At 58.7% G+C, this 21,871-nt stretch carries 18 protein-coding genes; 9 read left to right on the top strand and 9 right to left on the bottom strand.

All coding sequences use genetic code 11. The features are described 5' to 3' along the window. Positions 1 to 53: 53 nt before the first annotated feature. The gene (gene nrdD / locus BMZ36_RS09055; protein ID WP_091194891.1) at positions 54 to 2,246 is read left to right on the top strand and encodes an anaerobic ribonucleoside-triphosphate reductase; all 2,193 of its coding nucleotides are present in this window, start codon (positions 54 to 56) and stop codon (positions 2,244 to 2,246) included. Next, positions 2,243 to 2,719 (top strand): anaerobic ribonucleoside-triphosphate reductase activating protein, encoded by a 477-nt coding sequence (gene nrdG, locus BMZ36_RS09050; RefSeq protein ID WP_091194886.1) that lies wholly within the window; start codon positions 2,243 to 2,245, stop codon positions 2,717 to 2,719. Before nrdD ends, nrdG begins: the two co-directional genes overlap by 4 nt. Positions 2,720 to 2,861: 142 nt before the next feature. Here nrdG and BMZ36_RS09045 read toward each other — a convergent pair whose 3' ends face one another. Together BMZ36_RS09045 and BMZ36_RS09040 are read right to left on the bottom strand one after the other, a co-directional pair. Then, positions 2,862 to 3,305, bottom strand: a complete 444-nt coding sequence (locus BMZ36_RS09045; RefSeq protein WP_091194882.1) for a nucleoside deaminase — start codon at positions 3,303 to 3,305, stop codon at positions 2,862 to 2,864. A 61-nt stretch (positions 3,306 to 3,366) separates the two neighbouring features. Then, the gene (locus BMZ36_RS09040) at positions 3,367 to 3,837 is read right to left on the bottom strand and encodes a cupin domain-containing protein (protein ID WP_091194879.1); all 471 of its coding nucleotides are present in this window, start codon (positions 3,835 to 3,837) and stop codon (positions 3,367 to 3,369) included. Positions 3,838 to 3,977: 140 nt separating this feature from the next. Between BMZ36_RS09040 and BMZ36_RS09035 the strand changes: the two genes are divergently transcribed. Continuing rightward, entirely contained in the window at positions 3,978 to 5,141 is a 1,164-nt protein-coding gene (locus tag BMZ36_RS09035) for a GGDEF domain-containing protein (RefSeq protein WP_091194875.1), read from the top strand. A gap of 171 nt (positions 5,142 to 5,312) precedes the next feature. On the opposite strand, the gene norR is transcribed toward BMZ36_RS09035, so the two are convergent. Beyond that, positions 5,313 to 6,857: a nitric oxide reductase transcriptional regulator NorR gene (norR, locus tag BMZ36_RS09030; protein ID WP_091194953.1), complete on the bottom strand. Its 1,545-nt coding sequence runs from the start codon at positions 6,855 to 6,857 to the stop codon at positions 5,313 to 5,315. 216 nt (positions 6,858 to 7,073) lie between these two features. Between norR and pta the strand changes: the two genes are divergently transcribed. Then, positions 7,074 to 9,122 (top strand): phosphate acetyltransferase, encoded by a 2,049-nt coding sequence (pta, locus tag BMZ36_RS09025; RefSeq protein WP_091194950.1) that lies wholly within the window; start codon positions 7,074 to 7,076, stop codon positions 9,120 to 9,122. 75 nt (positions 9,123 to 9,197) lie between these two features. On the opposite strand, the gene BMZ36_RS09020 is transcribed toward pta, so the two are convergent. Then, positions 9,198 to 9,599 carry a bacteriohemerythrin gene (locus BMZ36_RS09020; RefSeq protein ID WP_091194870.1) on the bottom strand — a complete coding sequence of 134 codons (402 nt, stop codon included), beginning with the start codon at positions 9,597 to 9,599 and terminating at the stop codon, positions 9,198 to 9,200. A gap of 103 nt (positions 9,600 to 9,702) precedes the next feature. Further along, positions 9,703 to 10,962 (bottom strand): HD-GYP domain-containing protein, encoded by a 1,260-nt coding sequence (locus tag BMZ36_RS09015; RefSeq protein WP_091194865.1) that lies wholly within the window; start codon positions 10,960 to 10,962, stop codon positions 9,703 to 9,705. Between the two features lie 221 nt (positions 10,963 to 11,183). On the opposite strand from BMZ36_RS09015, the gene BMZ36_RS09010 reads away from it, so the two are divergent. The 3 genes from BMZ36_RS09010 to BMZ36_RS09000 all read left to right on the top strand — a co-directional run bounded on the left by BMZ36_RS09010 (position 11,184) and on the right by BMZ36_RS09000 (position 15,620). Beyond that, complete coding sequence (locus tag BMZ36_RS09010) at positions 11,184 to 12,371, top strand: PAS domain S-box protein (protein WP_091194862.1); 1,188 nt, start codon at positions 11,184 to 11,186, stop codon at positions 12,369 to 12,371. Between the two features lie 7 nt (positions 12,372 to 12,378). Beyond that, a complete protein-coding gene (locus BMZ36_RS09005; RefSeq protein WP_091194859.1) occupies positions 12,379 to 12,954 on the top strand; it encodes an ANTAR domain-containing response regulator in 576 nt (191 codons plus the stop codon). Between the two features lie 218 nt (positions 12,955 to 13,172). Further along, the gene (locus BMZ36_RS09000; RefSeq protein WP_091194854.1) at positions 13,173 to 15,620 is read left to right on the top strand and encodes a PAS domain S-box protein; all 2,448 of its coding nucleotides are present in this window, start codon (positions 13,173 to 13,175) and stop codon (positions 15,618 to 15,620) included. 422 nt (positions 15,621 to 16,042) lie between these two features. Here BMZ36_RS09000 and BMZ36_RS08995 read toward each other — a convergent pair whose 3' ends face one another. The 4 genes from BMZ36_RS08995 to BMZ36_RS08980 all read right to left on the bottom strand — a co-directional run bounded on the left by BMZ36_RS08995 (position 16,043) and on the right by BMZ36_RS08980 (position 20,825). Further along, positions 16,043 to 16,867, bottom strand: coding sequence for an ABC transporter permease (locus BMZ36_RS08995; protein ID WP_245747861.1), 825 nt, complete (start codon positions 16,865 to 16,867; stop codon positions 16,043 to 16,045). A gap of 10 nt (positions 16,868 to 16,877) precedes the next feature. Further along, positions 16,878 to 18,140 carry an ABC transporter permease gene (locus BMZ36_RS08990; protein WP_091194845.1) on the bottom strand — a complete coding sequence of 421 codons (1,263 nt, stop codon included), beginning with the start codon at positions 18,138 to 18,140 and terminating at the stop codon, positions 16,878 to 16,880. A gap of 203 nt (positions 18,141 to 18,343) precedes the next feature. Next, positions 18,344 to 19,384, bottom strand: a complete 1,041-nt coding sequence (locus BMZ36_RS08985) for an ABC transporter substrate-binding protein (protein WP_091194842.1) — start codon at positions 19,382 to 19,384, stop codon at positions 18,344 to 18,346. 229 nt (positions 19,385 to 19,613) lie between these two features. Then, entirely contained in the window at positions 19,614 to 20,825 is a 1,212-nt protein-coding gene (locus BMZ36_RS08980; protein WP_245747859.1) for an ABC transporter ATP-binding protein, read from the bottom strand. A 205-nt stretch (positions 20,826 to 21,030) separates the two neighbouring features. Between BMZ36_RS08980 and BMZ36_RS08975 the strand changes: the two genes are divergently transcribed. Both BMZ36_RS08975 and BMZ36_RS08970 read left to right on the top strand, forming a co-directional pair. Then, complete coding sequence (locus BMZ36_RS08975) at positions 21,031 to 21,231, top strand: SlyX family protein (protein WP_091194839.1); 201 nt, start codon at positions 21,031 to 21,033, stop codon at positions 21,229 to 21,231. Positions 21,232 to 21,252: 21 nt separating this feature from the next. Then, positions 21,253 to 21,807, top strand: coding sequence for a DUF4337 domain-containing protein (locus BMZ36_RS08970; RefSeq protein WP_091194836.1), 555 nt, complete (start codon positions 21,253 to 21,255; stop codon positions 21,805 to 21,807). The last annotated feature ends 64 nt before the right edge of the window (positions 21,808 to 21,871 follow it).

The following is a 21,871-nucleotide window of genomic DNA, read 5'->3' as shown; positions in this document are numbered from 1 at the left end:
CTTGGCGGTTATGATCCGCACCCTTTTGAAATTCAATTTCCGTGGAGATGTCCATGCTGCATGTTCTCAAGCGCGACGGCACGAGCGCGACTTTCGATATCATGAAAGTCGCCGTAGCCTGCCAGAAGGCTGCCACCGCCGCCCAGAGCCCCAATCCCAGTGCCGTTGCGCTTACCGTGGCTTCCGAGGTGGAATCCCTGTGCCGGCAGCATGGTGGGGCTTCGCTTGATATCCCGACCATCCAGCAGTATGTGGAAGACACGCTCATGCGTTCGTACCCGGAAGTGGCGCGTTTTTACATCGAATATCGGCACGACCGCGACAGCATCCGCGTGCGCGGCTCGGTCTTGCATGCCCAGCTCATGGGCCTGGTAGACAAGACCGATGAAGAAACCGTGACTGAGAATGCCAACAAGGATGCCAATGTTTTCCCTGTGATGCGCGATTTGATGGCGGGCATCGTCTCCAAGCAGTTCGCCAGCAACTTCCTGTCCAAGGATGTTCTGCAAGCCCATAACAGTGGCGACCTGCATTATCACGATCTGGATTATTCACCCTTTTTGCCTTTTACCAACTGCTGCCTGGTTGACTTGGAAGGCATGCTGAAACATGGTTTCCACCTTGGCAATGCCGGCATCGAGAGCCCGAAATCGGTTGGCGTGGCCTGTGCCGTGACCGCCCAGATCATCGCCCAAGTGGCCAGCCACCAATATGGCGGCACAACGATCCCGAACATCGACCAGACGCTCGCGCCCTATGTGCAGGAGAGCTACGAGAAGAACCTGGAAGTCGCGCATCAATACGGCATAACCGAGCCGGAACGCTATGCGCGCGAACGCACCGAAAAGGAAACCTACGACGGTATCCAGGCCTGCGAATACGAGATCAATACGCTGTTCAGCTCCAATGGCCAACAGCCCTTCGTGACCTTCTCTTTCGGCATGGGCCGCAGCTGGCAGGAACGTGCCGTACAACGCGCCATCCTGCAGGTGCGCATCAAGGGCTTGGGCAAGGAAGGTATTACGCCCGTCTTCCCCAAGCTGGTGTTCTTCATTGAAGAGGGGCTCAACCTCAAGCCGGAAGACCCGAACTATGACATCAAACAGCTGGCGCTGGAGTGTGCTTCCAAGCGCATGTATCCGGATATCATCTCGGCGAAACTCAATCGCCAGTTGACCGGCTCCTCCTCCCCCGTCTCGCCGATGGGCTGCCGCAGCTTCCTCTCGGCATGGAAAGATGAGAACGGTCGCGAAGTGCTGGCCGGGCGCAACAACCTTGGCGTGGTCAGTATCAACCTGCCGCGCATCGCCATCGAAGCACAGCAGGATCAAGCGCGGTTCTTCGAGATCCTCGACGAACGTCTGGTACTGGCTCACAAAGCCTTGATGTCGCGCATCCAGCGGCTCGAAGGCGTGAAGGCCAACATTGCGCCCATCCTCTATACCGAAGGGGCCTTCGGTGTGCGCCTGAAGCCGGACGACGAGATCCTGGAGCTGTTCAAGAACGGCCGCTCCTCGATCTCACTCGGCTATATCGGCCTGCATGAAGTGGCCCTGCTGATGTCCGGCGGCGAACACCCCTTCGACAATGAAGCGCTGCAAGCCTTCCTGCGCCGCGTAGTGGCCTATCTTGCGGAAACCACGCAGCGCTGGAAAGCGGAATCCGGCTGGGGCTTCTCGCTCTATTCGACGCCGAGTGAGTCGCTGTGCCACCGCTTCTGCAAGCTCGATGCCGCCCGCTATGGCGAGCTGCCCGGCGTGACCGACAAGGGTTACTACACCAACTCCTTCCACCTCGACGTCGTGCGCAAGGTCAGTCCTTTCGAGAAGATCCAGTTCGAAAAAGGGTTTGCAGATTCCGCCTCCGGTGGGCATATCACTTATGTCGAGCTGCCCAACATGCGCCACAACCTGAAGGCGCTGGAACGCATCTGGGATTACGCGATCGAGCACGTACCTTATTTCGGCACCAACACCCCGGTGGATTCCTGCGGCAAGTGCGGCTTCATGGGCGAAGCGATGGCCACCGCCGACGGTTTTACCTGCCCGGAATGCGGCAATCACGACAGCGCCAGCCTCTCGGTTACTCGCCGCGTGTGCGGCTACCTCGGCAGCCCGAATGCGCGCCCCTTCAATGCGGGCAAGCAGAAAGAAGTGATGCGTCGCGTCAAGCATCTCGCTACGCAGTCGCCCGAGGTGGCACCCCGCATCAAACAGCCCGAGCCGCTCGAAACCGAACCAGCATGAACTACGACCGCTACTACGCCTGCGACGTGGTCAATGGCGAAGGACTGCGCGTGACCCTGTTCGTAACCGGTTGCGCCCACGCCTGCCCGGGCTGCTACAACCGCTCCACCTGGGATCGGCTTTCCGGTCAGCCCTTTACAGACGAGATTCGCGAACGCGTACTGGACCTGTGCGCGGACCACGATGGCCTGAGCCTCTCCGGCGGCGATCCGCTGCTACCGGCAAATCGGGATGATATTGCCGCGCTGTGCCGTGCGTTCAAGCAGCGCTATCCGCACAAGGACATCTGGCTGTGGACCGGGTATCTGTATGAAGAAGTGCAGCATCTGGAATTACTGCAGGATGTAGATGTGCTGATCGACGGCCGCTACCTGCAGGATCAGCCGACCACCCTACCCTGGCGCGGCTCGGCGAACCAGCGCTTGATCCGGCTGGTGGATGAACGACGAATCCGCGCAGCGGATTGTTCTTGATCAAACTTTGTCCGTTTAACAAAAGCACGCCTGAGACGGATTCGCGAAGCAATCCGCCAGACCGTGTTTTTTGCGAACAAAGCCATGGCGGAATGTCGCTTCGCTCCGATTCCCTTACGGGTTTTGCACCGTACGCGGTGCTTCAGGCCGTTTCCCCAATGTCCTCTTGCCAGAGCGCAGGATGTTGCGAGATGAACTCGCGCATCAGGGCAATGCAGGTGCCATCCTGAAGCAGTTCGATCTCCACACCGCGCGAACGTAAAAGGTCCTCTTCCCCGGTGAAGGTAACGTTCTCGCCGATGACGACCTTGGGGATGCCGTAGAGCAGAATCGCACCGGAACACATCGCGCAAGGCGATAAGGTGGTGTAAAGCACCGACTCGCGATAGACCTGTGCCGACTGCCGGCCGGCGTTTTCCAAAGCATCCATTTCGCCGTGCAGGATGGCGCTACCCTGCTGGACACGACGGTTATGACCGCGGCCAATGATCACGCCGCGATGAACCAGCACCGAGCCGATCGGAATGCCGCCCTCGGCCAGGCCGGCTTGAGCTTCCGCTATCGCGGCTTGCATGAAATCGTCCATCCTGACCACTCCAAGTTTGTGATTGATCGGGGAACCAACTCCGGCTTCGGCCGGATTATGGCTACTTCTCCAGCGTTGCGTTGGCCGAGCCTTCCGCACCGACATACACGGCCAGAAGTTTGACGACACCACTGCCCAGATTCATGCCGCGATGCGGCAAATTCATCGCCTCGACTACCGCATCGCCCTTGCGGAAGGTTTTCACCCCCTTTTCGCCGTAATCGACGGTGAGTTCGCCTTCCAGAATGTAGGCGACCAGCGGTACCGGGTGGCGATGAAAGCCGGCTTGGGAGTTGGGAGCGACCGTCACCACGGCAACGGTGATCTTGGGCGCACCGGTGGTGGGGTATTTGATCTTCTCGCCGGCAACGGTCTCACCAGTGACCAGCAATTCCTGCACGGGATAGTAGCCTTGGTCACTCGCCAAAGCAGCGGTGGACAGCGAAGCCAGCAGCAAGGCACCGACCATCAATCGCTGAGTGAGATAGCAAGCTTTTTTGCTGCTCCGGCCGGCAACTGTTTTGATGTGCATGCCCTGCTCTTCTGGCAAATCGGGAATATTGCAAGGGTATCACGGCACGAAACCGGCGATCGAGAAAAGTGCCACCCCTTAACAACTGATCGGACAATCTCGGTATAAACTTCAGTATTTCTTCTGATCCAGAGACAAGAATGCCCGCCGTCCTTGACATAAGAACACTGGTTTTGATCTATGTAGGCATTAATATCGGACAGGCGGCGGTACTAGTCTATTTGTGGAGTGTTCAGCGAAACTATCCACCAGCAAAAGACTGGGCTATCGGATCATTGATGTTTGCCATCGGTTTGTTTTTGTTCGCACTACGCAATCAGGCGTCGGTTGTACTGACCGAGATCGTTTCGAATCTATTCCTGCTACCGGGCTTGCTGCTCTTCAATTTTGGAATTGTCAAAGCCGCCGACCGAAAACCACCGTTCAATTTTGGACTGGCGCTATGTGCTGTGGCCAATGGATTCTTGGCATGGTTTACCTTAGTGTCGCCGAATTACCCGGCTAGCGTGTTGACTCAAAACCTGGTGTTTCTGACGCTTGACCTATATACCGCCTACGCCTGCTTGAGGGCGAGAACAACCAAAGGGAACTACACGTTCCGGATAATTGGAATTCTGTTTATCGTTCTGGTAATAGCCAACGTTTGGCGGGTGGCGGGCGGGGTCTTTGATCTAACGTTCTCATTGTCGCCAACACTACCGCGCCTGCTTTGGATCGCAACGTCACTGATCAGCTTCCCGATGATCACGGTGCTACTGACTTTGCATACATCGCAAAGGCTTCAGGAGGAAATTCACGCTCAAGCCCGTCATGACATATTGACGCAAGCCTACAATCGCCGTGCCTTTATCGAGTTTTCCGACATGGAATGGGCAAGAAGCGTGCGTCATGGCTATCCGCTCTCGATTCTTACGGTCGATATTGATCACTTCAAGCACTTCAACGATCAGCACGGCCACCAGACTGGTGACGTTGCTCTGGTTCAAGTGTCGAAGTCTGCTCAGGCGGCATTGCGAACAAATGATATTTGGTGCCGTTATGGTGGAGAAGAATTCATCGCCTTGCTTCCCAACACCACGATGGACAAAGCGATGGCAGTTGCGGAACGGCTGCGCCGGTCTGTGGAAAACACCACAATCTTATCGCCACGTGGTTCATTGAGTGTTTCCGTGAGCATTGGGGTGGCTGAGCGCTCATCGAAACATTCGAGCTTATCTGAGGTCCTGGCAATTTCGGATGCCGCACTTTACAAGGCAAAGGCTACAGGACGAAACAGAGTCATTGCCAATTATTGCGAAGAGTAGCTTGCGATTCACTGCGCATATCAGGCCTCGGCCACGCCCTTGTCTCCGGGGAACCATCCAAGACTATTAACCCGTAAGGCGGATTCGCGAAGCAATCCGCCAAGCTCCGTCCCGGTGAACGAAGCCATGGCGGAATGTCGCTTCGCTCCGATTCCTTACACACACCCAGCCCTACACCCCCAACCGCTGTGCCAGTCGTTGCAAATTGGCCCGGTCCAGCTTGAGTTGGCGGGCGGCGCGCGTCCAGTTGCCGTCGTTGACACGCAATGCAGCTTGAATCATCTGGCGCTGGAAATCATCGACTGCCTCGCGCAACCCTTCTTCCGGCAAGACTTGGGCCTGTGCAATTTCTGCGGCCTTGGTCGGCACGACTTCTTCGGCAGGCAATCCCAAATCTTCTTCGCGCACGATCACGCGCTGCCGATCTCTCTGGCAGGCGCGCAGGCTGGCGCGCAGCAGCAGGTGTTCCAGTTCGCGCACGTTGCCCGGCCAGTCGTAGCCTTGCAGGGCCATGAGCGCCAGGGGGTGCAGGTCGATCTGGCGCACGCCGAGCCGGTAGCGCCCGGCTTCGAGGAAATGCCCGGCCAGGCCGGCGAGGTCTTCCTTGTGTTCGCGCAGGGCCGGAACGTGGATCGGGTAGACATGCAGGCGGTGAAAAAGATCGGCGCGAAAGCGCCCTTCTTCGACTTCCTTTTCCAGATCGCGGTTGGTGGCGGCGATCAGGCGCACGTTGACCTTGATCGGGTAATCCGCGCCGATGCGCTGGATTTCGCCCTGCTGCAGGGCGCGCAGCAGTTTGGCTTGCAGACTCAGGGGCAGTTCGCCGATTTCGTCGAGGAACAAGGTGCCGCCGTGCGCGAGTTCGAACTTGCCGGCCCGGTCGGCCACCGCGCCGGTAAACGCGCCCTTGCAGTGCCCGAACAACTCGCTCTCGGCCACCGATTCCGGCAGCGCTGCGCAGTTGATCTGCACGATGGCCTGCTCGGCACGCGAGGACTGGGCGTGGATCGTGCGCGCGACCAGCTCCTTGCCGGTACCGGTTTCGCCGGTGATGAGCACGGCCAGATCGGTGGTGGCCACCATGGCGATGTCGCGGCGTAAAATCTGCATGGGGCCACTGCTTCCGACCAGATCGCCTTCGCGGCGGCGCGCTTCGCGGATCAGGTCGCTGGCAATTGCATGCTGGCGCTCGCTGGCTTGTTCCAGCGCCTGGATCAGCGCCACGTTGCGCAAGGTGGCCGCCGCCAGCGCGGCAAACGCGGCCACCGACGAATCGGATAGCGAGGCAAAGGCGTTGCGGTCCAGCGCATCGAAGGTCAGCGCGCCGACCAGTTCGTTGTCGATATGCAGGCTGCAGCCGATGCAGGCATGCACCGGGCAGGAACGCTCGCCGTCGCAGGCCAGCAGGCCGTCGAAGGGATCAGGCAGATCGGAATCGGGCGGGAAACGCACCGGCGCCTTGCTGGAAAGGATGGCCGACAAGCGCGGGTGTTCGTTCGGCACGAAACGCCGCCCGATCAGCTCCGGCGCCAAGCCGTGGCAAGCCACGGGAACCAACACGTCATCCTGCAGACGGAACAGGGCCACGGCATCGCAAGGCAGCACGGTGCCGATCACGGATACCAGCCGCTGGAACTGGACGTCGCCCGGCATCGACGTGGACAAATCCACGGCAATCTGCCAAAGCGCCTGGTCGATATACTGTTGTTCAATCATGGATGCATTCTGACATTGTTTTGTGTATTTGCCCTGAATACTCGCAATGTTACGGCCCGTTGCAAGCGCAAAAATTACCATGCTTACAAACAGACCACGATCAAAATATATCGAAATCACCGGTCCCTTGCTGCAGCGCGCAATGGTAAAATCGCGCAGTTTTTTAGCCGTGATTTCCATTGCGGCCTCGGCTCAACCAACCGGACTCAAATGACCATGCAAACTCTCTTCTTTGTCCCGACCCGGCAAAACGTGGGTCTTACTTCCGTAGCACTGGGTGTCGTCACTGCCCTGCAACGTCAGGGCCTGCGCGTAGGCTTCGTCAAGCCTGTTCCGCAAGATCTTTCGCACATCGAGCGTTCCGCGCACTTCGCGCGCGTGCTCTGCAGCATCGACAGCCCGAACCCGCTGGACATCGATAACGTGCTGGCCCGCATTTCCGCCAACCAGAACGACGAGTTGCTGGAAGACGTGGTCCGCCTGTGCATGGAAGCCGCAGAAGGCATGGACGTCCTGGTGATCGAAGGTCTGCACAACGAGCCGGGCCAGTCTTTTGCCACGCGCCTGAATTCCGACATCGCCCGCAGCCTGCAGGCTGAAATGATCCTCGTGACCAAGCCGGCCGAAGGTTCGATTGCCGAAGCCAAACTGCAAGCCAACCAGCTCAAGGCCGACGGCCGCAGCGTGGCCGGCGTGATCATCAACAAGGCCCAGGATAACTTCGACAAGGAAGCCGCCATCAAGGAACTGGGCGACATCCCTCTGTGGGGCTTGATCAAGTTCGATCCGGCACTGCAAGCGCCGCGCACCCTGGATATCGCCCGTCACCTCAAGGCCGATATCGTGGTTGAAGGCGACATCGCCAACCGCCGCGTACTCGACACCGTGATTGCTGCCCGTTCGGCCAATGAAATGGTCGACAACCTGAAGCCGGGCGCACTGGTTGTGACCGCCGGCGACCGCGACGACGCGATCCTTGCCACCGCATTGGCCGCCAGCAACGGCGTGCAACTCGCCGGCCTGCTGCTGACGCACAACAGCTTCATCAGCGAAAAGCTGATCGAATTCGCTCCGCGCGCTTTCAAGAGCGACCTGCCGATTCTGCGCACCAAGGGCGACACCTTTACCGTGGCTGCGCAACTGAGCCGCCTGCCGACCGCCGTCGCTGCCGATGACGATGCCCGCATGGGTACGGTCCTGGACAGCGTTGCGGAACAACTGAGCATTGATTCCGTCATGACCACCGTGAAGCTGCCGGCCACCACCCGCATGTCTCCGCCGGCCTTCCGCTTCCAGTTGATCCAGAAAGCCCGCGCCGCCAACAAGCGCATCGTCCTGCCGGAAGGCGACGAGCCGCGTACCGTCAAGGCCGCCGCGATCTGTGAAGAAAAGGGCATCGCCCGTTGCGTGCTGCTCGGCAAGCGCGACGCCATCGAAGCCGTAGCCAAGGCCCAGGGCGTGATCCTGCCGCCGACCCTGGAAATTGTCGATCCGGACGAAGTGCGCGAACAGTATGTCGATCCGATGTGCGAAATGCGCAAGAGCAAGGGTCTGACCCAGACCGAGGCTCGCGACCAACTGCAGGATACCGTGGTTCTGGGCACGATGATGCTGGCTCTGGATCATGTGGACGGTCTGGTTTCCGGCGCCGTGCATACCACCGCCAACACCGTACGTCCGGCTCTGCAACTGATCAAGACCGCTCCGGGCCAATCGATTGTGTCCTCGGTGTTCTTCATGCTGATGCCGGACCAGGTTCTGGTTTACGGCGACTGCGCGATCAACCCGAATCCGACCGCCGCCGAGCTGGCAGACATTGCCCTGCAATCGGCCGACTCCGCCAAGGCCTTTGGCGTGGATCCGAAGATCGCCATGATCAGCTACTCGACCGGTTCTTCCGGCGCTGGCGCCGACGTGGAAAAGGTCACCGAAGCCACCCGCATCGCCAAGGAAAAGGCTCCGGAACTGGCACTGGACGGCCCGCTGCAGTACGACGCTGCCTCCGTCATGGACGTAGCCCGTTCCAAGGCACCGAACTCCAAGGTCGCCGGCCAAGCCACCGTGTTCGTGTTCCCGGATCTGAATACCGGCAACACCACCTACAAGGCCGTTCAGCGTAGCGCCAACGTAGTTTCCGTCGGCCCGATGCTGCAGGGTCTGCGCAAGCCGGTGAACGACCTGTCGCGCGGCGCGCTGGTGGACGACATCGTCTTCACCATCGCACTGACTGCGATCCAGGCTGTTTCGATGAAGGCCGGCAAGTAATCCGCCTCACACGCGACAAAAAAGGGCTTGCAGATTGCAAGCCCTTTTTGTTTGCTCCTGCCCAAGCAGGAAGGATCATTTCTTGGCCAGAAGGGCCTGACCCAGCTTCACGTCGCGCGACTTGATATGATCGCGCAGCCAGTTGCTGAGGAAGTTGAACACGCTAACCGTCAGCATGGCCGCGCCAGTCTTGAAACGGTTCTGCAGCGCCAGCGCCTCGCCAACGAACTTGTCGTGCTCGGCCTTGTGCGATACGTAATCCACATAGCCGATCTGTTGCATCAGCGTTTCCTCGCGCTTGAAGTGGGTAGCGGTGTACTTGATCAGCTCGTCAAGAATATTCCCCAGCACCGCGTTGCCCTTGCCCGAACTCATGGCATCGTGCAGCTGGTTCAGCAGATCAATGAGGTGCTTGTGGTCGCTGTCGATCTGTGGATTGCTGGAAGCCAGATCGTTGGTCCAATTGAAAAAAGCCATTTTTTCTCCCTTGCAGATGTTGTTAATACAAATTGCAAGCTGCGTCGTGCCGCCGGAGGCAAGAAAGCCTCTCTTGTTCGCTCATACCCGATGCGTATCCAGATTATATTGCCTGATCCGCAGCGCCTACGGGTTTTCCCTGATCATCACCACTCAAAATGGATAAAAGATGATCAAAAACAGATTTGTCCACGCCCGCCAACTGACTCGCGCGGCAGGACACATCCCGCGCCAGCTCACCCAGACGCCACTGGATTTCGTGCAGGATCAGATTGATCTCGTGCATCAGCAGTTCATCTTCCTCTTCGGAAAGACTCCCGCATTGAAAGTCTTCCAGAGGATGATCCAGGCCCGTGCTGCAAAAAATGCGCTTGATCAGGCCAAAACGCATGGCAACACGCCCGATCAGCGACTGAGTAGATTTCGGTAATTGATCCAGATCGTCCTGCGCACTCTCCAGAAGCTCGAATGCGGTCGAAACCCTTTCATACATCTGACAGGCCGTTTCATCGACCATCGCCGCAGCTGGATGACGTTCTTTCCTGCCCGCCGGAGCTGTCGTTTCACGCACCGCGGATATGATCCGCCGGTCAAACTCGCCGGGGATCAATCGCAGGGCCAGTTCAGCACGCTCCAGGGGATGATCAAAAAGACGCGCCATGGATGCGATAGTCTCCGCCGCGCCAATGATGTGGCCAGGCCAGGACAGCTGCGCCAGCGGCAACCCTCGCGGATAGCCACAACCATCGCCTCGCTCATGGTGTTCCAGAATGGCCCGGCTCACGGCTTGACTCATGCCGCACAACTCGCGCGCCAGCTTGCTACCGATCACCGGGTGAACAGAGACATGCCGCCACTCCTTGGGAGACAATGGTCTTTTTCTATCGAGGAAACGGGGATCGATGTAAAGCTCGCCCAAATCATGCATCAAGGCTGCCGTGGCAATGGTTTTCAGCTCATCGTCGGGGCATTGCAATTTATGCCCCAAGCCTACTGCGGTCAGCGCTACCAGCAAACCATGCTGGAATATCTGCTCTTCGTTGTCGGCCAGCGATAAAAACCCGTTGAGCACGGCATTCAGCGGAATGGCTGCAATCTGGTTCAACAAAGTACGGCTATCCAGCAAGGCACGCAGCTCGGCGCATTCATCAAGCAATATTTCAGCCTGGGTCAGCAGATAGTTGTGGTTCACGCCACAGCGGACAGCCACGCATTTTTCGAGCGGCTTGCGCAATTTGTGAACCAGCAAGCGCTCCCGCACTGCGTCCGAAATGCGCACCCCTTTTGCCACCAACTTGATGCCGCTGGCACTGAAGATATCCTCGCCCGCTTCGATGTCACATGACTGCCCCTTGTCGATCATGCGGTCAAGATAATGCGGATTGACTTGTGGAACGGCTATTGGCACCCCTGCCCCCTATTGTGTTGCGAATGGGATTTCCTGATTTGCCGGCGGCAGGAATTGGGGCGTCGGCGCATGTCTGCAATTATGGCACGGCACCTATTGGGTATAAACCTGCGCTCGCCACTGCATGATCACCACTCGGGTAAAATGCTACGGCAAAACCACCGGCCTCATGACAAATGATCCGTTTCATCAAAAATCTTGTTTTCCGTCCGCATCATAAAAAGGCTGCGCGGCAGCTTGAACTGGATGGCCCAACCACCTTCAGCCATCTTATCGACAGGGTCCGGCTCCATAATGAGAAACTCGAGCGCAAGGTACAGGCTCGCACGCAGGCATTGCATACGGCGCTGGACCAGGTTCAGGAGAACGAGGCGCTGCTGCGTTTGCTGTTCGACCACTCTCCATTGGGGTTTGCAATTGCGGACAGCGATTGCCACCTGATCCGGGTCAATGCCGCTTTTTGCAACATGCTGGGTTATTCCGAAGACGAGTTGCTGGGCAAGACGTTTCAGGAGCTTTCACACCCGGCCGATCGGGAGGCCGGCGAGTATTTTTCCCAAAAACTCTTGGGCACGACGCTCAGGGAATACCATCTGGAAAAACGCTATTGCCGCAAAAACGGTAGCACGCTTTGGGCCAAACTGACGGCGGCCAAAATTTGTGACGACAATTCGGAAACAAAATACATCGCGGCAATCATCGAGGACATTTCCGATCAAAAGAAGGCCGAGCAGCAACAAAACCAGCGCATCATGGAGCAACGCAGCGCGCTGGTGCGCGAGGTCAACCACCGGATCAAGAACAATATCCAGCAAACAGTCGGGCTGCTGCTGAGAAGGCTGGGGCCTTATGCGAACCAGAACCCGGCATTGGGAACGATCGTCGAAGAAGTGATCGCCCAACTGGAATGCATCGCCTCCGTTCACGGGCTGCAGGCTGGCCAGACAGAAAACCGCTGCTCACTGAATCTTCTGTTGTCGGAGATTCTGGTTCTCGCCAAACGCAGGCTGCATGCTGAGGCTCCCCAAGTACTGCTGGATCTGCGAATCGACATGGCCCGCGATTTTTTCCTGGCGGAAGAGGAAAGCGCCCCGCTGGCACTCATCATCAACGAATTGCTTGCCAACGCCATCAAGCATTGTCGACGCGAGCAGGGGAGCATCGAATTTTTTGTCCGAGGCGGACAAAATGCCATTGCCATCCGTATCGAAAACGAGCGCTCGGGATCAACCCCGATCGTCCATGGAACCGGGCTGGAGCTGGCACATGCATTGCTGCCCAGAAAAGGTGCAAAACTGGATATAATCGCCCGTGGCAATAAAACAATTGCTGACCTAACGATTACCAATCCAGTAATAAAATAACCGATTCATGACCGAAAAGAAAACGAAAATCCTCCTGGCAGAGGATGAACGCATCATCCAGTACACGCTTGCCGAAGGGCTCAGGGCCGCTGGCTACGAAGTGATTTGCGCCGACGACGGTGAGGCGGCGTGGGCCATTTTCCAGCAAGACACCTGCGACATTGCCCTGCTGGACATTCGTATGCCCGGACTCGATGGCATTGCACTGGCGAAAAGAATTCTGGCCATCGCCGATATCCCGCTGATCTTTTTGACCGCCTATGACGATTCCGATCTCCTGGAATCCGCCAAGAAGCTGGGCGCGGCGACTTATCTCGTCAAGCCCTTGAAAGTCGGACAGATCATCCCGGCCATCGAAATGGCCCTGGCGCAAGGCACATCGATGCAGCGCCTGCGGGAGAAGAACCTCCATCTTGAAACCGCCCTGCAAAGCAGCCGCAATATCGCGGTCGCCATCGGCGTATTGCGGGAACGGTTGGGGGTGAGCGAAGACAAGGCGTTCGAATACTTGCGCGCCAAGGCACGCAACCAGCGCCGCAAGGTCAACGAAGTCGCTCAGGAAATCGTCACCAATTGCAATTAGTCAACCTAAGCAGGTGCCAGACAACACCCCCTTGCAAAGATATTTAATCTTCAAGTAAATTAACCCAAGGTTTGCGCCCCAATCCCCGCCGCAGACGTCAAACAACCCCACCCCCGTTGTTATAAAAATATCGCCCGCAGAAACTGGGGAACCCAGTCCGCCGGCAAAAAACAAACGCGGACCTGCTTGACCCAAAGGAGCAGGTACAAGGGGAAGTCATGCGCATATCCGAGCTGGCTAAACGATCTACCCGAAAAGCAATCCACATAGCCCCCGGCGACGTACTGGCTTTTCTGACCGAAAATCTGCTGCGTCTTCATGCCAATACGGCCCTTGTTCTGGACGAGGGTGTTCCCGTTGGGGTGTTGTCGGAACGCGATGCATTGCTCGCCTGGGCGCGCGGTCTCTCCCCGCTCACCCCCGTTCGCGACTTGATGCACACTCCCGTGACATGCGTATGCGGTGACAGCGATTGGCGCGAAGCCTACAACCAGTTGTCCGAACAATCCGCCAGCCATCTGATCGTCACGGACGGCATGGCACAGAATCCGGTAGCGCTCAGCGAGCGCGATCTGTGCCGCCTGCTCGGCGCGAGCCTGCTCTCCCCGCTGCAAAAACTGGGGGCATTCGTGCGCCCCGACATCCCGACCGTTTCTCCGGCAACAACGCTGGCAGAAACGGCTCGAATCCTTTCCGACGAGCAGAACGATTGCGTGATCGTCGTGGATCAGGAACACCCGCTCGGCCTGCTTTCTCCCGATGACCTGATGCGTCTGCAGTTCCGGCATCCAGACCCGGAAAAAACCACGGTGGCCGAGATATCGATCCCGCCCATCCAGAGCATCCCCATCCATACGTCATTGCCCGATGCGTTCCGGGCCATGCTCAGTTTCGGCGTTTCCCATCTGGTCGTGACAGACGACGACGGCCGGATGGTCGGCATCATCGGTGCCAGCGAAATTGAAACGCTGCTGGAAGCGAAACACATTCGCGACCTGCATGCGCGCATGAGCGCCGACGCCGCGGCCCTGAGTGAATCCGAGGCCCGACGCAAAGCCATTCTGGACAGCACGCAGGTTTTTCTCGGTCTGCTGGACAACAACGGGGTCGTGCTCGAAGCCAACGCAGCCGCACTGCAGATCATCGACGCCAAGCCGGAACAGGTGATCGGCCAGCCGCTCGAACAGACGCCATGGTGGAGCCATGACCCGGCCCAACGATCCCGGCTGAAGACAGCCCTCCTGCGCTGCCAGGCAGGTCTGAGCGACACCTTCGAGGCCACGCATTTGAAAAACGACGGCACGATTGTGCACGTTGAATTCCACCTGCGCCCCGTTTGCCATGCAGCAGGCAAGCCCCACTACCTGCTGGCCGAAGGACGGGACATCACCAGCCGCAAGGAAGCCGAGCAAGCACTGTTTGCCAGCAAGCAACACTTCGAAGCGCTGTTGAAAGCGACACCGGTGGGCGTCATCGAAAGCAATGCTGAGGGGGAATGCATCTTCGTCAATCCGACCTATGAAGCCATTGCCGGGCGAACCTTCGAAGAGGTCCGGGGCATGGGATGGTTTGACAGCATCCATCCAGACGACCGCAGCAACATGCTCGACGGCATGGAAAAGAACATGAAAGGGCACCCCTGCCGTCTGGAATACCGGCGAATACACCGCAACGGTAGCGTGCGCTGGATTCTCGGACAAAATGCACCGCTGTTTTCCCAATCCGGCGAAGTAACCGGCGCAATCTCGACCCTGATCGACATCACCGAACAAAAAGAAAGGGAGGGGTTGTTGCGCGTGATGAGCGAGGCACTCAAGCAAAGCAACAAGGCCATTGCCCTGGTAGACGGGGAAAACCGCTTCCGCTACACCAATTCGGCCTTCTGCAATCTTTTCGGCTACCGGCCCGATGAAATCATCGGCCAATCGACGGAAATCCTGGCGGATGGAAACGCTCGAAGCAAGCTTTCTCCCAAGCAGGTGCATGAACGCGTCTGTCTTCACAAATTCTGCAAAGGAGAGGCTTTGCGCCGCGCCAAGTGCGGCAAACTCATTCCGGTCCTGCTGGATTCTGCACAGGTCACGACCAGCGAGGGTGAGCCGCTCTGGCATATCAATACCTATACGGACCTGACCGAGATCCGCGAGCAACTGGAAATTCTCGACCGCATGGCGCACCACGACGCCCTGACCAACCTGCCCAATCGCGTACTGCTCTCAAAGCGCCTTGAACTGGAGCTCGCGCACGCGCGGCGCAACAGGAAGCTGGTCGCCCTGCTCTTCATCGATCTCGACAACTTCAAGTACGTCAACGATACACTGGGGCACCATGCCGGCGATCTGTTGCTGCAGGAAGTGGCGCTGCGCCTGAAAAAATGCGTACGCGAATCAGATACGGTCGCCCGGCTTTCAGGGGACGAGTTTGCAATCCTCCTTCCCAATCTCTCCAGCCGCAAGAGCGCGGAAAACATCGCCCGCAAGATCATCGCCATTTTCGAGCCGCCCTTTTTCCTGGAGGGGCGGAACATCGAATCCAGCGCCAGTATCGGTATCTCGCTCTATCCGGTGCATGCCGGCGACGAAACCAGGCTGCTCATGTCGTCGGACGCGGCCATGTATGCGGCCAAATCGCAGGGGCGGGGTTCTTTCGCTTTCGCGGGAGAATAACCGGGATGAACGGTGCGTACGGCGCACCTACGTGCTTAAGAATTTTTACGCGCCTGCGGCGCAGGATTTATGGCAGGTTCCGCCCGGCAAACGGGAAAGGGATTTGTCTCTCTCGCCAAATCCCCTTCACCCCTAGGCGAGCCCGCTCCGGCGCCCCTGCGGGGTTCCCTGCGATGCTCGCAAGACGCGGCGGCTGCGCAACTCGGCCTGCGGCCTCAGACAGTGCTCGCCGAATTCCCGCGCCTTGCTGTGCTTCTCGGCGCCTTCCAGGGCAGAGCGTGCTGCATACGGTGCTGATCAAGAAAAATGCTGTTCACGGTGCGCACGGCGCACCCTACGTTTGGAAGAAAAACACCCCGCCGTACTGAAATACGGCGGGGTGTTTTCCTGCGACGGAACGCGCTTGTTATCCCGTCTGCAACCTACTCCGGCACACTGGTACGTAGTTTCTCCGCCTTGCCGCGCAAATACTCCAGCGTCAACAGCATCACCACCGAGAACACGATCAGGATCGTGGCCGCCGCGGCAATGGCCGGGCTGATGTTTTCACGGATGCCACCGAACATCTGGCGCGGCAGCGTGGTCTGTTCCGGGCCGGCAAGGAACAGGGTGACGACCACTTCGTCGAACGACGTGGCAAAAGCGAACAGCCCGCCGGAGGTCACGCCCGAGGCGATCAGCGGCAGCGTCACCTTGAAGAAGGTGGTAATCGGGTCAGCCCCCAAGCTCGCAGCTGCACGGCTCAGGTTCTTGTTGTAGCCCTGCAGCGTGGCCGAGACCGTGATGATCACGAACGGCACGCCCAGCGCTGCATGCACGGCGATCAGCGTCAGATAGCTGTTGGTCCAGCCCAGCGGCGCGAAGAACAGGTAGCTCGACACGCCGACGATCACGATCGGCACGACCATGGGCGAGATCAGGATGCTCATGAGCGTCGATTTGAAGGGAAAATCGGCGCGCGTCAGGCCGATCGAAGCCAGCGTGCCCAGCGTCATGGCGATCACGGTGGCCCCCGGCGCGACGATGATGCTGTTCTTCAGCGCCATCGTCCATTCCGGCGCCAGGAAGAATTCGCGGTACCACTGCAGCGAGAAGCCGGTCAGCGGATACACCAGCAGCGATCCTTCATTGAAGGACAGCGGAATGATCACGAGGATCGGCAGGATCAGGAACAGCAGCACGGCGCCGCAAAGCACGCGGAAAGCATAGAACCAGATGCGTTCGATCAGGGTTGCGTAGACTGGCATGATTTTCCCCTTAGCCGAGTTTCAGGTTGTTGGCGCCTACGAGGCGGTTATAGATCGCGTACAGCACCACGGTAGCCAGCAAGAGCAGCGCGCCCAGTGCCGTGGCCATGCCCCAGTTGATCGTGGTGTTGGTGTAGAACGCCACGAAGTAGCTCACCATCTGGTCCTTCGGGCCACCCAGTAGCGCTGGCGTGATGTAGTAACCGATGCAGAGGATGAACACCAGCAAGGCCCCGGCAGCGACACCGGCGATGCATTGCGGGAAATATACTTTCCAGAAGCTGCGGATCGGGTGGCAACCGAGCGAGATGGCGGCGCGCATATAGCTTGGGGAGATGCCCTTCATCACGCTGTAGATCGGCAGGATCATGTACGGCAGCAGGATGTGGACCATCGAGATGTAGACGCCGGTACGGTTGAAGACCAGTTCCAGCGGCTCGTCGATCAGCCCGACCGTTTCCAGCGCGCCATTGATCAAGCCGCCCGACTGCAGCAGCACGATCCACGCTGCCACCCGCACCAGCACGGAAGTCCAGAACGGCAGCAACACCAGGATCATCAAGAGGTTGCTCTGGCGGGTCGGCAAGGTCGCCAGCAGGTAGGCGAGCGGAAAGCCGAGGAACAGGCAGACCACGGTCACCACCGCGCTGATCCAGAAGGTGCGGGCAAAGACTTCGAGATAGATGGCCTTGTCCGGCTCGGCCTTGGCGATCTCGCCTTCGTCGTTGACGCTCATGTCGAGCGAGGACAGGAGATAGAACGGTGTGCTGGTCGAAGCATTGCGTTCAATCGCATGCCAGTAGGCCGGGTCGCCCCAGCGCTCGTCGAGTTCGACCAGCGCCGTCTTGTACGATTCCGGCTCGGTTTCCATGGGCAGATTGCGCGCGGTCTTCTGCACCAGCGAGCGGAAACCGGGGATCTCCATGTTGAGCCGCTTGGCGGCTTCGGCCAGTTGGCTCGGGTCTTCCTTGGCCGCGGTGAGATCGCTGGCGAGCGCCGCATAAGCTTCCTCGCCGGGCAGGGATTTCTTGTTCCACTGCTGGATGGCGGCCACCGTCTTCGGCAGCACGGGCGCGACTTCCGGGTTGTCCACGCTGCGCACCAGCATGGCGGCAATCGGGGCCAGGAAGGTCAGCACCAGGAACGCGATCAACGGCAGGATCAGCAGCAGCGATTTGAACTGGTTCAGGCGCTCGATGTGGCGCAGCCGGGTTTTCAGGGGGGTGCCATCCACCGTCAGCAAGGGTGGCGCAGAAAGAGTCGTGTCGGTCATGATGGTCTTCCGCCAAAAATAGGTGAAGGGTGTTAATGAGCCAGGCCGTACCCAGCTGGCGCCCGTTCAGTAGGCGAGCGAGCCAAAGCAGGTTGCAGGAGGACGGAGCACAGGAACCGGAATGTACACGCGAGTACATGAGGATTCCGAGCACCGCCCGACTGCAAGATGCGAAGGCGCAGCCGCCTAATGAATGGGCGCTATTACTTGGCGGCCCAGGCGTTGAAGCGTTGTTCAAGTTCTTCGCCGTTATCCACCCAGAACTGCACGTTGATCGCCAGCGCATCCTTCAGGTTGGCCGGTGCGGTCGGCAACTGGGAGGCCACCTTGGCATCGAGCATGCCGATGGCCTTGGTGTTGGTCGGGCCGTAGGCGATGTTCTGCGAGTAGACCTTCTGGTTTTCCGGCTTGCTGGTGAAAGCGATGAACTTGTGCGCGGCATCCTTGTTCTTGGAACCCTTGACGATGGCCCAGGAATCCACGTCGTAGATGTTGCCGGTCCAGACGATCTTCAGGCTCTTGTTGCCGTCCTTCTGGGCGTTGGCGATCCGGCCGTTGTAGGCCGAGCTCATGACCACGTCGCCGGAGGCCAGGAATTGCGGCGGCTGTGCGCCGGCTTCCCACCACTGGATATGCGGCTTGAGCTGGTCGAGCTTCTTGAAGGCGCGATCCACACCGGCCTTGGTGGCCAGCACCTTGTAGACATCACCCGGCTTCACGCCATCGGCCATGAGGGCGAATTCCAGCGTGTACTTCGCGCCCTTGCGCAGGCCGCGCTTGCCGGGGAATTTCTTGACGTCCCAGAAATCCTTCCAGCCGGTCGGCGTGCCCTTGAGCTTGGCCGAGTTGTAGGCCAGCGCCGTGGACCAGACAAAGAAACCGACGCCGCAGTTGCTGACGGCCGCCGGAACGAAATCCTTCTTGTTGCCGATCTTGCTCCAGTCGAGTTTCTCGAACAGCCCTTCTTCACAGCCGCGGATCAGTTCCGGGGTTTCGACTTCAACCACATCCCAGTCGACGTTCCTGGCTTTCACCATGGCCTTGATCTTGGCCATTTCGCCGTTGTATTCGCTGGTGATCAGCTTGTTGCCGGTGGTCTTCTTGTACGGCTCGTAGAAAGCCTTGACCTGGGCATCCTTGTTGGCGCCGCCGAAGGAAATCACGGTGAGATCCTTGGCGAAGGCGGACAGCGGCGACAGGCAGATCAGTGCGGCAACGAGCGGTTTCATGTCAAAACGTTTCATGGCAGGTTTCCTTTGTAGAGTTTTAATGGCACAGCATTTGCAACTAGGGGCCAGCAGCGAAAGACCTCGTCATGCGCCTTCGCAGCAATGGCAAAGCATTTAAAACAGAGAACCAGCAGCGAGAAGGTGCAGGACAAGGAGCCCGGAGCGCAGGAACCGGAATGTGCGGATGGGCACATGAGGATTCCGAGCACCGCGCGACGCAGTCATGCGCCTTCGCAGCAATGGTTCAAACAGGATCGAGCGCGTGAGCGTATTCCGCCGCCCAACCCAGCGGCACGACATCCCCCTCACGCAAGCGGCTGTCAAACTGGCTGGTAGGCATCTTGATGATGAAATCGTGCGTGCCGCAGACTTCCATACGGATGCGCACATGGTCTCCAAGGTAGATGAACTCGCGAATCTGCCCGTTGAAGCGGTTTTGCACCGAAAGCGCGGCATCGTTGAGCACCACGCGCTCGGGGCGGATCGAGAGCGAAACCGGATCGCCGATCTCGCCGACGTTGATGGCACTGGCGATCACCTTCTCGCCGTACGGCATCTCGACCACGCACTGCTCGCCGTCGCGACTCAGCAGCTTGCCGGTGAGGCGGTTGTTCTCGCCGATGAAGTTGGCGACGAAGGAATTGGCCGGGCGCTCGTAGAGCACCTCGGGCTTGTCGATCTGCTGGATGATGCCGTTGTTGAATACCGCCACGCGGTCGGACATCGTCAGCGCTTCGCTCTGGTCGTGCGTCACGTACACCACGGTCACGCCCAGTTGCTGGTGGATGTGCTTGATTTCCATCTGCATGTGTTCGCGCAATTGCTTGTCGAGCGCGCCCAGCGGTTCGTCCATCAGCACCAGTTGCGGCTTGAACACCAGCGCGCGAGCCAGCGCCACGCGCTGCTGCTGGCCGCCGGAGAGCTGCGCCGGATAGCGCTGGGCGAACTTGTCCAGTTGCACCATCTCCAGCGCCTTGTCGACCTGGTAGCGAATCTCGCGAAAACCTTCGTTGCGCACCTTGAGCGGGAAAGCCACGTTCTCGAAAATGGTCAGGTGCGGGAACAGCGCGTAGTTCTGGAATACCATGCCGATGTTGCGCTTGTGCGGCGGCACGTTGTTGAGCAGCTTGCCGTCGAGGCGGATCTCGCCCGAGGTCGGCACTTCGAAACCGGCCAGCATCATCAGGCTGGTGGTCTTGCCCGAACCGGACGGCCCGAGCATGGTGAGGAATTCGCCGCGGCGGATTTCCAGATTGAGGTTCTTGACCACGAGCGAATCGCCGTCGTAGCTTTTCTGCACTTGGCGGAAGCTGACCAGCGTATCCGAATCCGCTGCGGGCGCATCGGGAGACAACGATTCTTCGTTGCCCGAAGTCTTCAGTCCCGGCTCGGCATCGCGCATGAACATGCTGCGGAAGCTGAACGACGGGGCTTTGGCTAAAGTCTGGCTAGTCATGGTGCATTCCTCTCTGGCCTGCGGATCGATCTCCGCAACATGGGTTCCATGATCGGCCGCCCCGTAAGCAACCGGTATCAGCAACGGCGGATTTTCATGTAGGCGAGAAGGAATGACGATGTAGGAAAATTCCTACAGAGGAAAATGCAAAGCCAAGTAAACTGCGGGTTTGGCAGACATCGCAATACAGACCGGGAAAAATCACATGGAATCGCGTCTCACCGAACTCGAAATCAGGCAAGCGCTGCAGGACGACCTGCTCGACGAACTCAACCGCACCGTGGCCACCCAGCAGAAGCAGATCATCGCGTTGCAGCAGGAATTGCGGGCGCTGTGCCAGTACCTCCAGACCATCGAATTACCCGCGCGCGGTACACCCGCGCAGGAAATCCCGCCGCACTATTGAGAAAGTCAGGAGGATTGCGAAATGGAAAATACCCCGGCCAATGAGCAGCAGGAAACCCGCCTCAACAACATGGTGGGTCTGGTCGTGCTGTTGCTGTCCGTCGTCATGGCATTCGGCAAGATCAAGGATGACAACATCGTCCAGAGCATCCAGCAATCCAAGATCCAGGCAGTGGACACCTGGAATGAATACCAGGCCAAGAAACTCAAGTTGCACTTGGCAGAAAACAATATCCTGTTGCTGAAATCGCTGCCCCAGACCGGGCACACCCGTGGTTCCATTGCCACGCTGGAAAAGGAAGTGGCCCGCTACACGAAGGAAGCGGCCGGCCTGCAAGAAGCTGCGCGCGGCCATGAGCGCAAAGCAGAGGAACTCAACATCCGCGACGACCAGCTCGATCTGGCCGAGGCATTGTTATCCATCGCCATCGCCCTGGCCGGTATCACTGCCATCACGCGCCAGCGCTGGATGTTGCTGACCTCCGCCGGCACCGGCACATGCGGTCTGGCATTTACCGTCGCCGCTTTCGCTGGCTGGGATTGGCATCCCGAAGTATTGATCCGTTTTCTGACCTGAATACTGCCTTTGTTCCATGACCGACAATCGCAACAACGCCCCTCTTCGCGAGGGGCGTTGTTCA

This window comes from Formivibrio citricus (assembly GCF_900115065.1).
GTDB lineage: Bacteria > Pseudomonadota > Gammaproteobacteria > Burkholderiales > Chitinibacteraceae > Formivibrio > Formivibrio citricus.
Note: the sequence above shows the minus strand (reverse complement) of the source record. Positions and strands in the feature narration are given on the sequence as shown.

Coding starts and splice junctions, on each gene's coding strand:
- nrdD (WP_091194891.1), top strand. CDS start 54: ATGCTGCATGTTCTCAAGCGCGACGGCACGAGCGCGACTTTCGATATC.
- nrdG (WP_091194886.1), top strand. CDS start 2,243: ATGAACTACGACCGCTACTACGCCTGCGACGTGGTCAATGGCGAAGGA.
- BMZ36_RS09045 (WP_091194882.1), bottom strand. CDS start 3,305: ATGGACGATTTCATGCAAGCCGCGATAGCGGAAGCTCAAGCCGGCCTG.
- BMZ36_RS09040 (WP_091194879.1), bottom strand. CDS start 3,837: ATGCACATCAAAACAGTTGCCGGCCGGAGCAGCAAAAAAGCTTGCTAT.
- BMZ36_RS09035 (WP_091194875.1), top strand. CDS start 3,978: ATGCCCGCCGTCCTTGACATAAGAACACTGGTTTTGATCTATGTAGGC.
- norR (WP_091194953.1), bottom strand. CDS start 6,857: ATGATTGAACAACAGTATATCGACCAGGCGCTTTGGCAGATTGCCGTG.
- pta (WP_091194950.1), top strand. CDS start 7,074: ATGCAAACTCTCTTCTTTGTCCCGACCCGGCAAAACGTGGGTCTTACT.
- BMZ36_RS09020 (WP_091194870.1), bottom strand. CDS start 9,599: ATGGCTTTTTTCAATTGGACCAACGATCTGGCTTCCAGCAATCCACAG.
- BMZ36_RS09015 (WP_091194865.1), bottom strand. CDS start 10,962: ATGATCGACAAGGGGCAGTCATGTGACATCGAAGCGGGCGAGGATATC.
- BMZ36_RS09010 (WP_091194862.1), top strand. CDS start 11,184: ATGATCCGTTTCATCAAAAATCTTGTTTTCCGTCCGCATCATAAAAAG.
- BMZ36_RS09005 (WP_091194859.1), top strand. CDS start 12,379: ATGACCGAAAAGAAAACGAAAATCCTCCTGGCAGAGGATGAACGCATC.
- BMZ36_RS09000 (WP_091194854.1), top strand. CDS start 13,173: ATGCGCATATCCGAGCTGGCTAAACGATCTACCCGAAAAGCAATCCAC.
- BMZ36_RS08995 (WP_245747861.1), bottom strand. CDS start 16,867: ATGCCAGTCTACGCAACCCTGATCGAACGCATCTGGTTCTATGCTTTC.
- BMZ36_RS08990 (WP_091194845.1), bottom strand. CDS start 18,140: ATGACCGACACGACTCTTTCTGCGCCACCCTTGCTGACGGTGGATGGC.
- BMZ36_RS08985 (WP_091194842.1), bottom strand. CDS start 19,384: ATGAAACGTTTTGACATGAAACCGCTCGTTGCCGCACTGATCTGCCTG.
- BMZ36_RS08980 (WP_245747859.1), bottom strand. CDS start 20,825: ATGACTAGCCAGACTTTAGCCAAAGCCCCGTCGTTCAGCTTCCGCAGC.
- BMZ36_RS08975 (WP_091194839.1), top strand. CDS start 21,031: ATGGAATCGCGTCTCACCGAACTCGAAATCAGGCAAGCGCTGCAGGAC.
- BMZ36_RS08970 (WP_091194836.1), top strand. CDS start 21,253: ATGGAAAATACCCCGGCCAATGAGCAGCAGGAAACCCGCCTCAACAAC.